We start from the raw sequence: 16,892 nt of genomic DNA, 5'->3' as shown, positions 1-16,892 counted from the left end.
CGCCTCACAATTGCAAATGAGACTGAAATGGCCTGAACAAATGGAATGACCGCCCCGGACGATGTAGCCATGTTGCTCATCGAGCTGATGGTCGACACTCTCGCTGACGACGTTGGCATGGGCAGCCAACTCAGCTTGATCTCCGAAAACGGACCATCGGCTCAAGGAGGTCGGGCAATTTCCCAACGGGTGAAGCTGCCGGGCCACAATGGGAGAAGAACCTGCTGATTTTTCGAGAGAGCGACAGAGAATGACAATGAAGAAAATCAAACGAATCGTACGCGACATTCCTCAACATTGGGTTGGCGACGGCTTCCCCGTCCGAAGCCTGTTTTCTTACGGCGGGGACAACGAGTACGATCCGTTCCTGTTGCTCGACTACGCAGGACCACATGAGTTTTCCCCGTCAGACCGCAAACGTGGAGTCGACGTGCATCCTCACAAGGGATTCGAAACGGTCACGATCCTGTATCGGGGCGAACTGGCTCACCGGGATTCCAGTGGCGGAAGCGGGCATCTCGGCCCCGGCGACGTTCAATGGATGACGGCCGGAAACGGTATCGTTCACGAAGAGTATCACAGCGAAGCGTTCACGCGGAACGGCGGTACGTTGGAAATGGTTCAGCTTTGGGTCAATCTGCGCAGCACTGACAAATCAACACCACCCAAGTACCAGGATCTGCGAGACGACCAGTTCCCAAGAGTGGAAATTGGCGACGGTGCGGGAACGGCTCGTGTGATTGCGGGACGATTCGGCGAGACTGACGGACCAGCCAGTACGTTTTCGCCAATCAACGTTTGGGACCTGCAACTGAAAGCTGGCAAACACGCCACGCTGAACGTTCCGGCCGGACACACGACGATCCTGACAGCTCAATCGGGCAGCTTGTCGGTAAACGAAACGCCGATGAAAGCCGTCGAACTCGCCCTGTTCGAACGCGAAGGCGACTCGATCACGATCGAGTCCGAAACAGATTCGCGAGTGCTGGTCTTAACCGGCCAGCCGCTCGGCGAACCCGTTGTCGGCCAAGGCCCATTTGTGATGAACTCTCGCGAAGAAATCCACGACGCGATCAGGGATTACCAAGCGGGAAAGATGGGCCAGCTCGGTTGAGCACGATGCCCGACGAGAGACGAGACGCCGAAAACACAGCCGGCGAGGTGTCTCTCGGTCGATGCCCGAATTCATCGCGGATCCGGCTGGGCAGGTATCAGTTGCAGCGCATCCAAGATCACAAACCCGGCCGTGTCGAGGTTCGAGACTCGAATCACCGTTTCCGCGTTCGCGTCCAGATCGACGGTGCCGATCGGGCGAAACGGTTTGCCGCCGGGAAGGGGCTTGGTTTGGTCGACCATAAATTTTTTGCGATGAACGCCTGAGGAAACCGTCACGGGGACTTGCTGCGCCCGAGATTCGTGAGCCGAATACGCCATCAGCAGTTGATAGCGACCGGATCTTGGCACCGTGAATTGGAACGTCGCCGTCGCGCTCCCCTCGCCCTTCGATTCCGAATCCTTTTCTCCGCTGAAAACGTAGCCTCTTTCAATGTACGGCTTGAAATTGGTTGATCGGGACCAGTTGCCCGTCAGTTTCGCTTGCGTGTCGTCGAGTACGATTCCCGGAAGCGATTCGGCATCAATGGAGCCGTCTGCCGTCGGCAGGTCTGATTCGTCCGGTAGATCCAAAACCTGTTTCTGGGCCAGCAGCCGGCTACGCAGTTTTGCGTAATCCAACTCCTGCACTACCACGTCGTCTTTCGCCGCCAGGGCGGCCGCGACACCAGCTGCCTGACCGATGACCATCCAGGCGCCTTCGATCCTCAGCGAGGAGACGCCGACATGGGTGCAAGACAACGCGACCGGCACAAGCAGATTGCCGCACTGGTCGGGCTTCGGCAGGATCGCACGGTAGGGCACTTGGTAGGCGTAACCCTGGCCCGGAATTCGCCTGACCGGAAAGATCGTTCCCTCATTGATCACGCCGCCGTCTTTCAGTGCCACGCGTTGGACGTCGTGTGAGTCGATGGGGAATGACGAGATCGCAATGGGATCATCCTTGCTGGGCTCGTCGAGAATGTCCTTTTGGCTGATGACGTACAGGCCTTTCATCCGACGCGACTCACGGACGTAGAGGGCTGGAGAGAAGTGCCCGTAGTTCGCGAATTCGTCTTTGCAAAGGCCCAGACTCGCATACCGATCGCGCATCGAAGCAGGAACAGCCGGATCGGTTTTCAAGAAGTGAATGAATTCGAGCGTATACTGTTTGTGCGCTTCCCAAATCTTCTTGCGCCCCGCTTCGTCCGCCGAGTGCCAATGATTGCCCCCGCCGACCAAGCCGATCGAAAACTGTCCGCCGATCGAATTGTTGCCATCAAACTTATTTCCCGGTAGCGGATAAAGGTCAAAGCCGACGCGTCTCTCTCCCGCCTTCAAGGCACGCCGAACCACTTCGAAACGGGCCGGGTCGTAGTGTTCCGGCTCCGGCATCGGCACGTGGTCGACGGGATCGGTTGTCAGACACAGCCGAAAACTGTACGTCATGATGTTCCTATCGCCAGCCTCTTCCGGCCCGGCATCGTCGGTGGTGACCAGCGGCAACAGTTTGCCGTCATCATCAAAGCCGTCGATGTCCATCTTCTGCTTCGGGTACTGTTTGCCCGCCAGCGATTCGCCATACTCGTCGCGGGCTTCGCGGCCGACCGTCCAGTCGACTCCGGCGGCAGCCATCAGATCGCCTTCGTAAGTACCGTCGACGAAGACTTTGGCCGCGAACGTCCCGTTGCTCGTGACCAGTGCCTTGATCTGCGCTGCTTCTTTTATGACCGATCGGAGAGAGCGTTCGGTCAGGACGGTGACTCCGGATTCGGCGAGCATTTGCATCGTGACGCGCGTCGCGACATGTGGCTCGAACGTCCACCGCGATTGATCTTTCACCGCCGGGTTGTAGGGAGCCTTCAAGCCGCGATCGGTATAGTCCTTGACGACTCGCCTATGCCACTCGTCGAAGAGTCCCATCAGGGTGCTGCGGACCATCTGGTTGGAGTCGCAGTGGCTCAACCCACCGGTGGTCATCGCCCCCACATGGCCGGTCGGTTCCAGCAGGATCACCGCAGCGTTTTCTCGCGCCGCCGCGATCGCAGCACAAAACCCGCCCGGCGTCGAACCATAGACAACGACATCTGCCGACGTGACCTCCGCGTTGGACAACACTGTCTTGGAATTTGTCGATTCCTGACCGTGCAACGGCCCCGTCAAAAAGCTTGCGAGGACAATAACAACGAGATAGCACTTCTTCATGATTCGGTGTTCATTTCTTGGTTTGATACTCGCCGAGGCTACCTCCCCCAATTCCACCCGTCGATGCCACGCACCGGTGGCCGACGCGGAAGACTCACGTTCTCGCCGTTCGATTCGCCCGCGCCGGTACGTGCAACATTCGGTTGGCCGAGCGGCTTTAGTCGTCTGAAAACAGCGGCTCCAGCCAGTCCGGACGTGCCGGTATTGTCCCTCGATCGATACGAGTCTTCCAGGACGCATCGTCGACAACCTGCTCGTCACTGAATTCGAAATACGGGAACACGGCTCCACGGCAAAGCAACTCTTGACCTTGATGAGGATACAACACAAAGATGGCTTGGGGACGACTCACCGCGATGTGAACGTGATTTCCATTGCCCTGAGTCAACACGCTGACGCAACGCATCGCATCGTCCAGCGGATGCGCAGCGGAATAAGATTCGTAATTGAGTAGAGCGGCAAGCGTTTCGCCGTAGTTGGTGATGAATTGCTGGTCCAGGGCCGTCAGTGTCTGATTGTCAAGTTGCCTGCTGGCCAGGTCACCAAGCCGCTCACACACTTCCGTCAAACGCAGCCAACGGGACCGATCCGAACTACTTTCGCCGCTGAGAATCGCGCCACGCGCGGCCGGATCGCTTGGCAGTTCCGCCCGTTTGACATGGTCTGAAACTTGAACAAGGGCGGCCAATACCAGTTCAGAAGTGCTGCCATCGAGTTGGTGGGGCCCCAGCCACCCTTGAGGATTCGATGCCCCCATTCTGTCGTACACATCGTTGATAAACTCTCGATCTTCCCTCGCCAGTTTTTCGTTCAATTCGTGCACCCGAATCCCCTCGTTCTCCAACTCGCGAATCAGTGTGAAGAAACGAGCAAATTCATTCAATCGAAAGTGCAAGTGTTGATAATTGATTTCAAAGGCATCTAATTCACTGAGCAACGTTTCAATCCTGGACGCCAATCGACCGAGGCGATGAAAAAACTCGGGGTTTGGCTCCACGAATCCCGCCCCGACATGCCACGATTCGTTCAGAATCAAAGCGTCCTGTTTTGCCTGCAGTGCAAACGTATGGCGCATCTGCGTCCACCCGCCCAAAACGGTCTGACAGCTTTTCAATTGCCAACGTCGAGTCGACATGAATTCCGGCGACGAATCAATCGGCTGCAGCAGCGTCTCGAGACACTGTAGATATGCACCGTAAACCGAGTCGTCATCGAGCAACCCGTCCCAGCGATCGGCATTGTCAATCGAATCCGATTCGTTCGTTTCGGCAAGAAGCTCGGCTGCCAATTTCGAACCAAGGGCCGTGCACAAGAGCAGTCCGACGGAACCTGACGGCTTCATCGACTCGGCGGCCGACTGGAACAGAATAGCCTCGGGAGTCAGAGACGCGGAGAGTACACGCAAGGATAAGGCCTGAGGGTCTCCGGGGGCAAACTCCGTGGCGACCAGATCGTTGATTCTGCTCGGTGTCTCGTCGTCGATTCGCTGCAAGAGCTTGGTTCGAACGGGTTCGATCGAATTCAGGAAATCACCGGAGTCTGTGTGCAGCGAATTGAGAGTCAGCAAATCCCAATCGTCGGCACCACCGAAGAACTCGCGATACGTCTCGACGAACGAAGTCCAGTTGGTGTCTTTTACCGCCCCACCAATCAGCCCCAGCGAAATCAGATGTTCGTCATCGTGGAGGAAAAACGGGATGGTTTGCAACCAGCGGACGGCGCGGTAGTGACGGCGAAGCACATCGCCGCGAGTGTGGAGCCCCTGGGGCGTGAAACGCGAATAGTCAATGGCAAGAAACGACGGTCTCGGTTCTCCGAACCAATCGGGCATTGAGCGTCCCGTGGCGTTTTCCACCCGCTGCGTCTCTGCTCGTACGATGCTGCGGATCTCCGAATCGGGCTCATAGTTTGCATCGATCAACTGCCGAGCGACGCCGATGACGATTTGCGCGCGTCGGCGGGCGGATCGAACAATGTCGGAATCCGTGGGCCGACTCGCCGCAGCCAGCCGATCGTCAAACGCAGGCAACAATTGTTGCAGTCTTTCGACTTGACGAAACTCCAACTTCAGAATCGAGTCCTCCAGAATCCGATGAAAGGCATTCAAGATCGAGTCCGTCGTGATGAACACCGGATGTTTCTGATTGGCGTACGCTTGATAGAAGTGCCGGAATTGTTCCGACGTCACAGCAACTTTACGCGTCGGATCTCGCTCAAAGACGGCAAGTGGATCGCGACGCTTCACCGCGTTGTCCATCTCGATGACGCGCGAAGAGGGCAGTTTCGTTTGCTCGAACGGAAGGTCGGCGTATCGGGCGTAGGAGGAATCGAACTCGACAGAAACTCCTCGCAGACGCCTTCGTTCATCCTCTGAAAGATCGAAATGCCCAGCCTCCCAGCGGTCTCGCAACTGACGCGGATGCGGACTGAAGACACCAACAACATAGAGCAAATAGAGCATCCCGACGACGGCGAGCATGCCGGCGGTGCCGATCAGCAGCCAGCGCCGCTCGTTGCTGGACTGCCGGCCAGAACGTTCACTCATTACCAAGCCCCCTTCGCTTCTCGATTCTAGAAACCCAACCCATGATCTGATGATTCAGCAGACCCCGAACGGCAACATGTCGCTCCAGAGCTGTTCCGCTCGACCACTCGAGTTTTGCGTCCAGATCGCTGTCTTCACCAGAGTGCTCGGAAGTCTCGATTGTAGCCGGTGTCGGCATGCGGACCCGTTTTCGGCACCGTTTTCGGCAGCGGTCACTCAAGAACGGCTGGCTGCAGATCGATGCCATGCTGCGAAAGGTAACGCGGACTATGCTCACCTCGCGTGTACCGCCAAACCTCACGATCTTGGTGTTGAAGAACGAGTGTGGTGTAGCTATGACGTCCGGCCAGAAAAAACCACTTCAGCCCGGAGTCGGTTTTGCGGCTTTCGAGCAGCAGGATAACTTCCGGATCGGTCCCCATCACAAACGCAAACAGAGCTCCATCCTTTTCTACGTCGTCATGCGACGAATAACGATAGAGCGGCGCCGTCATCAATCGCAGCATTCGCTTCTCCTCCCCATCGGTGCCTCCAAGCTCCGAGGTAAACTGCCGAGCAAGGGAACGCATTTGAGACAGACGTCGTGTTGGCGAACTCGCAACAGTTGGTGAATTGGGAACCATCTGCCACTCCTCGTTCGCCACCGGCGGGGCGTTCCAAAACGGCTGTTGGTTGAGTTCGGCCACCAAGGGTGTCAGGGCAAAGGAATTGAACGCGTGCGCGACCCTCCGTTGATTGTTATCGACGGGATAAGAAAAAATGGACGCGATTGCTAAAACCCTGCCATCGCGCGTCCACACAAAACACTCTCCGTGGGTTGTCGATCGCAGCGGGTTTTGCCAGCGCAACACCGGAGTGGGCACCAACGCCAAGCTTTCGTCATCCGGATCCGTCAGTCGCAACTCATAGCTCTTCGCTTGTTGCAGGTAATAGGCCGACCATTTGTCAATCTGTTCTTTTTCCAATGCGTCGTCAGCGTCAACCGACAGGGGAATCAACGCGACCCAAACGACGCTCCAACACACGCGACGAAAACCAATCATTTCAACTCCTCTTCAGACACAAAGTAGACATGGCGTCGTATTTTATCAGAACGCGAGTCTCCGCGAGAGGATTGTTGTCAACTAAATCTTCCCAATCCGTGTTTTTTCATCACGCGACGTCGGGGCGTTTCGCAGGGAACAGAATGGCTTAGCGTCCGTCCTCAAAACAAGTTACCGTTTTACCGGAACGGCGCGAGCGGCCTGTCGATTTAGTTCCTGGGGACGGTTGATTCGATTTTGGTTCCGGACGAGGCTTTTATGGTGCTATGCGGGGCATCCAGAGTCGTTGGTAAGCGTGTTGACGGGATCGTGGCGTTCGCTTGTGGCGGATTTCGTTCGAAATGCCCCCTATCTCCCCTAGTTTGCTGTTCCGAGCGATTGTGTCGCCGCGGCGGCGCGCAGCTTCGCCAAGTAACTCATGATTTTCTTCAGATTGAATCCGGTCGCCGCCCAGCGCCATTCTTGATTCACACCTGCGATACCTCGAAGCAGGAATCGCCGCATATCAAGCGTGCTCTTGATCACGGCGAAAGGCGTTTCACCGAAATGCTGACGACGAGAGTAAGCCTCTTTGGCTGCAGGCGTTTCCATTCGCGCACGCTGCCGACGTCGCGCTCCTTCATGCTCATCATGCATCGTCTCGCGACCACGTGGCGGGCCAGGCTTGCGACCACGTCGCTTGCCCGCTCGCTTGTCCGACGAGGTCGCTTCGCTGGACTCCTGGGACGATGCCTCGCTGCTGCTTGCCTCGTCTTTTGGCTTCACGTTCTTGCGACAACGCCCAGCCAGCGTGCAGCCCTCGCATTCAAAACAGGTGTAAACCTTTCGCTGCACCGGAGAGCCGTCGCCATGCGTCGTGTTCTCGGTCGTCCGATGTGAAAGCACTTTGCCTGCCGGGCAGTAATAGCAGTCGTTCGCTTCGTCGTACACAAACGCTGCTTTGTCAAATCGTTTGGTTTGTGGATTAACCGGCAACTGATCAATCTGATCGGCGGCAACGGGCTCAGTCAAATCCGAACGCTCGGCAGGGTTGTTCTCGCGATTGGTTTCGGCAAGCGGGCCAATCAGTTCGATCTGTTTTTCCTCAGCCGCAGTGAGGTTTTTGCCCGTCGTGTAAGCCGAGTCAGCCATGACTCGCTTAATGTCAATTCCAAAGTCGTTGGCCACACAGTCGACGATGGTGGCAAATTCGTGGTGTTCGACGTTGCCGATCAAGACGTCCGCCGCAACGATCAGGCCGCTCTGCGTTTCGGTCGTCGCCATCGGAGTAAAGTTGGCTGCGTAACCACCCTCCTTATTGGGAAGAATGCGACTGTCCGTGTCAGTCTTGGGTAACTGGGCGGGGCCCTTCGTCCCATTTTTCCTGCGGACTTCGTCCATCGCATTGACCGTCTCCAGATGAGCGGCCAGTTGTGAGCGGCGTGACTTCAAGTTGGCGACGGCGGCGGGGAGGCGGTCCGCCGAAACGTCCTGGCCGATGAGATCTTCGTCGCATGCGTCGTTGACTTCGAAGGTTTCCAGGGCCTCATCAATTTGCGCGTCAAGTTCTTCGAGTGCTTTGGCTAATCGTTTGGCCGTCCAAGTCTTGTATTTGTTGGCGTCAGCCAGGATGCGTGTGCCGTCGATGCACAGTTCCGAGAGATTGGCGATCCCCAGGTTGATCGCCAGCTTGACCATTTGTTTGAAGATGCCTTTGACTGCATCACTATTGTTTCGGCGGAAGTCGCTGATCGTGCTGTGATCGATGCGGCGACCGCTGCTAAGCCAGATAAAATCGATCGAATGCTTGAGTTCGTATTCAATGTTCCGGCTGGATCGGATTCGCCGAATCATGGCAAACAGCAGGATCTTTGCCATTACGCTGGGATGGATCGGCGGCTGACCGAATCCGCCGTTGTAGGCCGCCTCCCAATCAGTCCAGTCCATCTGATCGAGAATCTCGTCGACCAAGCGAACGGGATGATCCTGAGGGATGAGTTCCTCCAGGGCGGTGGGAATGAGGACCAGTTGCCCGCGTGGTGTAGGAGCTTCCTGCCAATAGCTGGTCTTGGGTTGTCTCTGGCTCACTGGGCAAGCCTCCCTGCGTGAGAAGTGAATCGCGACGACGATCCGCCAAGAATAGCAAACATCGTGACGATGCCTACTAAGCCACCTCCCCTCGTTTTGTGGATACACTAAACCGACAGGCCGCGAGTCGTCCGGTATCGCAAAACCGGACGACTCGCGCCCTACCGCTACAAGTCAATCAGGAAACCTATTTGCAGACGGGTCCTTGCCGCCAGAAAGAGTTCAGAATTCCTGACACTACCGTTTTCCATGTGTCGGATTTTGCCGGATAGGCGAAGTCCTTCAGGCCCGGAGGGCCGGCAGAGTGGATGCCGGTGGCGTGAGCCACCGGAGATGATTTCAAGGAATCTCAGAGGCCCAGCGGGCCGACACAATTCCCCAACCTTCAGCAATACCCGCGGTTCATGAGACCGATTGTGCCGGCCTTTCAGGCCTCCGTCTTCGAGGTCATTCCATTCCGGTGGCTGACGCCACCGGCAAACACTGTGCCAGCCCTCCGGGCTTCATCGCGAACAAACATAGAAGACGTTAGAGTCAACAGAACTCAATAGCCAAGCATAGGCTTGGATGATGATTTCGCATCACCCACCAAACGACGGTGGCAACGCAGACCAAACTCCAACCAGCAAATCAGCAGGCCGGAAGCACCGATAACACCTGGCGGGGCATCATCCATCAGTTCGGTCTCCTGCACCTCATGCTGTTCGGCGATCGTCTAAAATGCTGAGGTACGTCGAGTCGACGCGAGTTCCGAGTGACGGAACAACGGGTCTTTAGGGAGGACCATCATGCATTGGCACATCCGACTTCAGAAAGTCGGGCATTCCGCTCAGCCCCCAACGACTGCCGGTGGATTGGGGATCGTTGGCAGCCTCCTTGCTGCCAGCCTGCTGTTCGTCGTCGGTTGTCAACGCGACACAAAGGTGCTGAGCCCGCACGCGACTGCGGCCGGGCAAAGGCCTCCGGACAAGGAGACGGCTCAGCCCACGACGCGTGCGCTACTCACTCCGCTGGAGGACGGTTTCTTCGGTTGCCCCATGTTGTCCTCAAGCAAATTGGAGGCGTTCATCGCAGAAGTCAACGAACGTGATGTTCGCAAACTCAAACTGAAACCGTATTCGGGGTCTGCTGTAACCGGGAAACTCTCGATCAGCGACCAGCTTTCGGTGCTACCGAAAATCCTACGCGGCTGCCCCCAAATTGAAGCACTCACTCTGAATAGCTGGACGCTCCGACTGAGCGACCTCGCAGTGGCAACACAATCCGAGAATCTGCAAGAGCTGTCCGTGATCTCGTGTATCGTCGTCGACGGGCCTGTGGAAGAAGTGAACGCAGCCTCCTCCAACCTGCGAAAACTAAGCGTGACGAGTTGTCTAGGCGGGCGGGAGAACGTGACGGACGCCGGCGAAATCAATGTCGGTTGGGTCGAAACGATCGACGAACAATGGGCGCAGTTGCTTGCCTGGACGCCCAACCTCGAAGAGTTGAGTGTGACGGGGAGCTTTCGAAAGGAAGGCTCCCTCGCCGGTAAAGACTGGCCTCTGGGGTCACTTGCAAAGCTGCGAAGCGTGTCTCTGGGAGACTACCTCCACGATCCACTGGTTGACAGAATACTGAGCGACGTACCCAAACTCGAATCATTGAGCTTGTACGGCGATCAATTTACCGGCGAAGCCTGGTTGCCGAACAAACTTTCGGCGATTCGCCAGTTAGAACTCTACAGTTGTGAGGGGATCGCGATGGAGAGGTTTGACGGCATCTTCCAGTCAGCTCCACAACTCGAGTCGTTTCGGTTGAGTGGATGGTACGAACCGTTCGACCTGAATTTTGATCTGTCGCAGGCCAACAACTTGCGAGAATTGTCGATCATCGGCCCCCGCGAGAAAACTCATCTCTCGCTTAAGGAGCTGCCTTTGTTGCGAAAGTTGGAATCGTTATCACTACGTGGACTGCCACCGAATGCGCTCGATGGCATTGATTTATCACACCTCAGCAACTTGCGGAGTCTCGACCTCTCCAGTTTCGGTGCAACCGAGAATGTGCTTACCGAACTGCCCCCTTCTCTAAAATCGCTTCAGCTATCAGGCTTCTCGAAAAGCAAATCCGACACAGCGAACTCGGAAGCGACCTTTTCACATCTGAAGGCCTTAGAGTCCTTTTCGTTCTCCAGCGGTTCATTGGAAGAAGCGTTGTTTGAATCGTTGCCGGACAGCATTGAATCACTTTCCTTTCATCATTGCACCGTTAGCAACAGCACCCTGGCGACGCTGTTGTCACGGCTCGATCGCCTGGAAACGCTCAGCCTGACTTGGGTCAATGGAGGACGTGGATACGAAAGCGACCCAGGCGTGGTCACCGGTGACGGTTGGGATTTCGCTTGTGGCGACCGACTGCGAACGCTTGACCTCAGCAAGTGCTTCTATCTGAAAGACGAATTGATCTCTCAGGTCGCGACGCAGTTAACCGGACTGGAGTCACTGAAGTTGGCCGAGCAACGCAATCTTACAGGCACGGACTGGCGGCTGGACCGTTTGCCGACGCTTCGCAGTTTGGATCTGCGCAAGTTGCCAAACCTGACCAACGGCACCGTCAATCAACTGCCCGTGTCGATTGAGTTGTTGCGAATGGAAAAGTGCGAAAACTTGAGCGGCGGACGATGGCAGCTCGACCGGCTCAGCAAGTTGGTCGAATTGCGGTTGGCGGTTGGCGGATTGCGATTCGTTGCGATCTCTGGGCGGCAGGCTGCCTGAATCTCTGGTCACCCTGAACGTCTCGCATTGCCCGAAATTGCAATGCTCCGACCTCGACTATTCAACGTTCGCGGAGCTGCAGCATTTTTCAATGACCGACTGCTACGAATTCGACGTTACGCGTTTATTCACGGAGTTGCCCCAATATGCCAGTGCGCTTCGCACGCTGGCGTTGACGGGCTGTGAATCGCTCAAAGACGCCGACTGGGAGATGTCTCCGCTGAACGAGACACTCCAGATCTTGACCTACGACGAAGCAGATCCGGCCTATGTGGGTGGACTCGACGAGGAATTCGCCGAGCAGTTACGGGCACAGTTACCTGACTGCGTGATCGTGTTGTAGCCAGATCGCTACTTCACTAATTGGTGCCACCCACCGACCAAGACAACACTCCTGCTAGCAAATCAGCAGTCGGGCCCTACAGATCACAGGTGGTGGGTAGTGTCTTGGAAACGGCGGCTCGACTTCGCTGTCCACGATTGAATTCGTTTTCAAGCTGGGCTTACGCGTGAGCCATGATTCGAAAAGTGCCTGCCGGTTAGCTGCCGGCAGGCACGCGGACTCGGTAGATCGTTGTGGGTAGACACCCGATGTCGTGTGCCATCTAGATCGCCGGTCCGTTTCGTTCTCAGCCCGAACAGCCGAGGGAGCCACCGACAAGTGTGAGCTCGCACTACTATCCAGGGACCAAACGATGACGACAGTTTACAAAAGATTCATTGGGGTTGACGTCGCAAGCCGCAAACTTGATCTCTTCGATTCGGTGGCAAAAGTACATCAAACGATCGATAACACACCGGAAGCAATCAACGCATGGATCAAACTTCTCCGCCGCAAGCGTGCCAAGACAATCGTGGTGATGGAAGCCACCGGAGGCTACGAAAGTAATCTGGTGGACGCTTTGCACGAAGCCGACACGGATTGTTGCGTGTGCAACCCCGCGCAGGTGCGATCGTTCGCCAAAGGGATCGGACTGATCGAAAAGAACGATCCGATCGACGCCAGAATGATCGCCCGGTTTGGTGAGGTCGTCACGCCAAAGTTGCGTGAGAAACCTTCTCCCGAAGAACGCAAGCTCAAGGCGCTGGTGCATCGACGTGATCAAATTCTCTCGCAACAGTCGGCCGAACGGAACCGCCTTGCCCAAGCCCGCGACGAGGAAGTGCGTGAAGTCATCCAGGAAGCGTTGGACTTCTATAAACGGCAAATCGTGGGGATTGAGAAGAAAATTGCCGCGCTGATCGATGCCAGCCAACCCCTGTCAGAGCGAGCAGCGCTACTCGCTTCGTGCCCCGGTGTCGGCACCGCAACGGTCGCGATGTTTCTGGCCGAGCTCCCCGAACTAGGCTCGCTCAACCGCGGCCAAATTGCCAAGCTCGTTGGCGTCGCGCCGATCGTCCGTGATAGCGGCCAAAAGGAAGGCAAACGCAGCACGTTTGCCGGTCGCTCCCTGGTCCGCAAAGTGCTTTACATGGCCGCTTTGGTTGCCACGCGACACAATTCGATCATGAAAGCGTTCTACCAACGCCTGCTGGCCAAAGGCAAGCCGCCGAAGGTGGCGATCGTGGCAGTGATGCGAAAGCTCTTGGTAACGCTGAATGTCATGGTGCGCGAAGGAACGCCTTGGCGTGAATCCACTCTCGCGCCTGCGGGGTAGGCCTCTGGGGCAACACTGGCATCGGTCCGACATGGCAAAGTCCCACATGCATACGTGTCGCATCGGAAGTCACTCCCCCCCTTCATACAACAAGACGTTTGGTGAGCCCGTTTCGTTGAGTCCCGAACGAGCGTCAGCCCCCCTCAATACCCCCCTGAGCTGAATCTCACCAACCAGAGCCAAAGATGCAAAACCAAGAAAACTTCCGGGCGAGCCATCACTCGCCATTGACAGAAACTAAGACAGCCGATGGCACCCATTGGGAGGGGGGAGTTGCTCTGTGTCGCCAAGCGGCTTGTTATTGCCAGTGCTTTTTCAGTAAGTATTGATTGTCTTTGCCGTGCCGTAACCAGTCGTCGTATTCCGCTCGAGAGCGAAATGGGGGGATGTGGTGTGGCTGCAGTTTCTCGGATGTTTTCACTAAAGGGGCTGGCGAGACCGGAATCTTGGCGGCCAACTCGCTCTTGATCTGAGCAAACTTCGGATCCTCCGCAAGGTTGTGCCATTCCTCGGCATCGGCGTGGTGATCATAGAGTTCTTCGCTGCCATCGATGTAACGCGTGTACCGATACCGCTGGCTGCGTACGGAGAACTCTCCAAAGTCGTAAGTCGTCAACGCGACGTGATCCCACTCTGCATCAGGCTTCTCCAGTAAAGGTTTCAGGCTGCGTCCATCGATCCCGTCATTGGCGGGCAGTCCGCAGACGTCTACCAGTGTTGGATAGATGTCTTGCAACGAAACGGGTCGATGGCACAATTGCCCATCCGCAGACCCGTCAAGCAGTCCGGGGGCATCCTCGGGGACATGGATCATCAACACCGAACGCACGACATTGTCCCAAAGCGCGAACTTGCGCCAGTGCTGTTTCTCGCCAAGCTGCCATCCGTGGTCGGACCACAACACCACGACCGTGTTTTCACCTTTGCCACTTTCGTCCAGGCCATCGAGCAAACGTCCGAACATGGCATCTGCAAACGCAATCGACGCGAGGTACCCCTGGACGGCTTGTTTCCACTGCCCCGCATTGATGACGTGCTGATGGTAGCCTCCGCCACGAAAAGCGATGTCTCTTGCTCGTGGTCCAACATCGTCAAGATCGTTTTCCAGCCGCATGGGCAGGACGATGTCATCGAGGGGAAACAGGTCGAAGTATTTGCGAGGCACATACCACGGCAGGTGTGGACGATAAATGCCACAGGCCAGAAAAAGCGGTTTGTCGCGTGGCTTGTTGAGCTGTTGCAGCACATAATCGACACTCTTGAAGTCTCCCATCTGTTCATCAGGGACATCCAGCGCCGACCAATCGAACATCCCATACATCTGATGGAACGCCGGCATGTTCATCGTCTTTGGCGTCGGCTGATCCGCCGCCGAGAGCCTGGATTTGCTGAAATCTGGAAAGGCTTCGTCAGGCATGTTTTGCTGCTGCGACGGCCAGTACGCATCCCAACACTGGGGATCGACCATGTGGTAGTGGAAAATCTTTCCCGCGCCGCAACTGAAGTAACCGTGCTGTCGAAAATAGGCTCCGATCGTTCGGCGATTCGGAATCGCTTCGCGCCAATCCTGGTAGTTGGAATAAACGCCGGACGTATAAGGTGCCAACCCAGTCATGATCGCCGTGCGTGATGGGTTGCAGCCGGGGCTCGGGCAGTTTGCGTTCGTGAAACAGACCGACCGCTTCATGAAACGAGTGAAATTGGGTGTCACCGCCTGGGGATGCCCTCCGAGCGGTTCAATCCAATCGTTCAAGTCATCCACTGAAACAAAGAGCACGTTGGGACGCTGCTCCTGCCCATACGTTGACGCAATCGCGGGCCATACCAATAGGCAAGTCACCATCAGTTGGAGTCTGTTTTTCACGAGCTTGCCTTTCATCAATGCGTTGTACAACATTCGGTGTTTCGTCATTCGCCATCACGATAGTAGGCGAGGTGGTTTAGCCCCGGAGGGATGATTGAACGTTTGCCGGTGGCGTCGGCCTGGCACTCGTCGATCTGCTAGTTCGATAGGCCTTCGTCGCGCATTTCGCGCCAGAGCGAGGTCATTTCCTGCTTCATGGAGCTGACGATTTCGGGAAATTCACTTGCGATGTCGTTGCTCTGCGCGGGATCGACCGAAACATCATACAGTTCCACTCGGTCGGGATCGGATGTCGCGAGCCACTCGTCGAGTAAAACGCCGTCTGACCGTTTGGGCAGCCAAGCGACCAACGTGAAGTGGCCTCGGCGCATCGAAATCTGTGGCATGCGAAACCATGTGTCGCCGTGGTGTGGGAAGAACCAGATGGAGGAATCGTTGCGTCGAACCTGTTGCCCCAGAAATGCAGAAGAGGCATCGACGCCATCCACGTTCCGATTGGCAGGCACCTTGGCTCCGACCAGCCCGCAGACAGTGGGAAGGATGTCGGTTCCATTGAAGAGCACGTCGCTGTTGGTGCCCGCGGGAATGACGCCGGGAAATCGGACAAGCCCGGGGACGCGGTGACCACCTTCGTACGGATAACGCTTCATGCCGCGCAACACACCGGGACTGCCGAAGCACTTATCACGGATGGGATCCTCCCACTGGCCCCGCGACTCTTCCAACGTTACCGGAGTTTCCGGCCCGTTGTCGCTGGTGAACAGCACCAACGTGTTCTCCTTGAGGCCCTGTTCCTCGAGCGTCTTCATCAATCGTCCGAAGGCGTCATCGAGCTGGTTCACGGTTCCGTAGTAGTCCTTCTTGTACCCGGAGAGATCTCTTTGCGGACGATTGACCCGACCGTATCGGATTTGTTTCTCCAATCGCTCCACTTCGGCGTTGTCGTATCGGGAGCTGTATTCCTGGGGCGGATCAATCGGGGTATGCGGCTCGTGCGAGCAGACATACATGAAGAACGGTTTCTGTTTGTGGCGTTGATTTGCCAGCCAGTCGCGTGCGTCGTCAACGATCACGTCGCAGTACCAACCATCGATCGCGCCCAAGGGCTCGCCGTTCTTGATAAACGCCTTGGGGCTGCGCGGTCCACCAAGCTTGTCGAATGCATTGAGGGTCGTGCCCATCCAGTAATCGAAGCCCTGCTCGCCGGGCCCGGGGTGGACGTAGCGAGTTTTCTCGAGGGTGGAAAGATGCCACTTGCCCCAGAAAGCGGTCTCATAGCCTTCTTGCTTCAGCACTTCGGCAAGGGTGACCTCCTCGTCTCTCAGGTACGTGTTTCTGTTGTGGATGTAGAAGAAACCACTGCGGTAGGGATTACGCCCGGTCAACAGCGCGGCCCGCGACGGTGAACAAACCGTTCCGCCGGAATGGCAGTCGGTCAGACGCACGCCTTCGGAAGCGAATTGGTCAAGGTGGGGCGTCTGGACGATCGGGTTGCCGTAACAAGCGAGGTCACCGTAGCCGAGGTCGTCGGCAAGAAAGATGATCACGTTGGGCGGTCGGTGGGACGCCTGTGCGAAGGAGCCGGCGATGAGCAACAGAACCAGCAAGCGGAGGAACGTCTTCATTTCAATTTTCCACGCAATCCCAGAGATCAGTCGCAAGGCGTCA

10 protein-coding genes are annotated in these 16,892 nt (G+C 56.5%); 4 read left to right on the top strand and 6 right to left on the bottom strand.

Translation table 11 applies throughout. The features are described 5' to 3' along the window. Positions 1–256 precede the first annotated feature (256 nt). Positions 257–1,114 carry a pirin family protein gene (locus TBK1r_RS12555; protein ID WP_145210830.1) on the top strand — a complete coding sequence of 286 codons (858 nt, stop codon included), beginning with the start codon at positions 257–259 and terminating at the stop codon, positions 1,112–1,114. Positions 1,115–1,185: 71 nt separating this feature from the next. Here the strand turns inward: TBK1r_RS12555 and TBK1r_RS12550 are convergent, their stop codons facing one another. From TBK1r_RS12550 to TBK1r_RS12535, 4 genes are all read right to left on the bottom strand, one after another. Then, positions 1,186–3,297 (bottom strand): FAD-dependent oxidoreductase, encoded by a 2,112-nt coding sequence (locus tag TBK1r_RS12550; RefSeq protein WP_145210827.1) that lies wholly within the window; start codon positions 3,295–3,297, stop codon positions 1,186–1,188. Positions 3,298–3,454: 157 nt separating this feature from the next. Next, on the bottom strand, positions 3,455–5,842 hold the full coding sequence (locus tag TBK1r_RS12545; RefSeq protein ID WP_145210824.1) for a DUF3160 domain-containing protein: 2,388 nt from the start codon (positions 5,840–5,842) through the stop codon (positions 3,455–3,457). Positions 5,843–6,054: 212 nt separating this feature from the next. Then, a complete protein-coding gene (locus TBK1r_RS12540; protein WP_145210821.1) occupies positions 6,055–6,885 on the bottom strand; it encodes a hypothetical protein in 831 nt (276 codons plus the stop codon). A 357-nt stretch (positions 6,886–7,242) separates the two neighbouring features. After that, a complete protein-coding gene (locus tag TBK1r_RS12535) occupies positions 7,243–8,952 on the bottom strand; it encodes an IS1182 family transposase (protein WP_419580133.1) in 1,710 nt (569 codons plus the stop codon). 788 nt (positions 8,953–9,740) lie between these two features. On the opposite strand from TBK1r_RS12535, the gene TBK1r_RS12530 reads away from it, so the two are divergent. The 3 genes from TBK1r_RS12530 to TBK1r_RS12520 all read left to right on the top strand — a co-directional run bounded on the left by TBK1r_RS12530 (position 9,741) and on the right by TBK1r_RS12520 (position 13,360). Further along, positions 9,741–11,702: a hypothetical protein gene (locus tag TBK1r_RS12530; RefSeq protein ID WP_145210815.1), complete on the top strand. Its 1,962-nt coding sequence runs from the start codon at positions 9,741–9,743 to the stop codon at positions 11,700–11,702. A gap of 91 nt (positions 11,703–11,793) precedes the next feature. Further along, positions 11,794–12,045, top strand: a complete 252-nt coding sequence (locus tag TBK1r_RS12525; RefSeq protein WP_145210813.1) for a hypothetical protein — start codon at positions 11,794–11,796, stop codon at positions 12,043–12,045. Positions 12,046–12,397: 352 nt separating this feature from the next. Beyond that, entirely contained in the window at positions 12,398–13,360 is a 963-nt protein-coding gene (locus TBK1r_RS12520; RefSeq protein WP_145210537.1) for an IS110 family RNA-guided transposase, read from the top strand. Positions 13,361–13,658: 298 nt separating this feature from the next. Here the strand turns inward: TBK1r_RS12520 and TBK1r_RS12515 are convergent, their stop codons facing one another. Together TBK1r_RS12515 and TBK1r_RS12510 are read right to left on the bottom strand one after the other, a co-directional pair. Next, complete coding sequence (locus TBK1r_RS12515) at positions 13,659–15,224, bottom strand: sulfatase (protein ID WP_419581279.1); 1,566 nt, start codon at positions 15,222–15,224, stop codon at positions 13,659–13,661. Positions 15,225–15,361: 137 nt separating this feature from the next. Beyond that, a complete protein-coding gene (locus TBK1r_RS12510; RefSeq protein WP_145210810.1) occupies positions 15,362–16,849 on the bottom strand; it encodes a sulfatase family protein in 1,488 nt (495 codons plus the stop codon). Positions 16,850–16,892: the final 43 nt, after the last annotated feature.

Source organism: Stieleria magnilauensis (assembly GCA_007753675.1).
GTDB lineage: Bacteria > Planctomycetota > Planctomycetia > Pirellulales > Pirellulaceae > Stieleria > Stieleria magnilauensis.
Note: the sequence above shows the minus strand (reverse complement) of the source record. Positions and strands in the feature narration are given on the sequence as shown.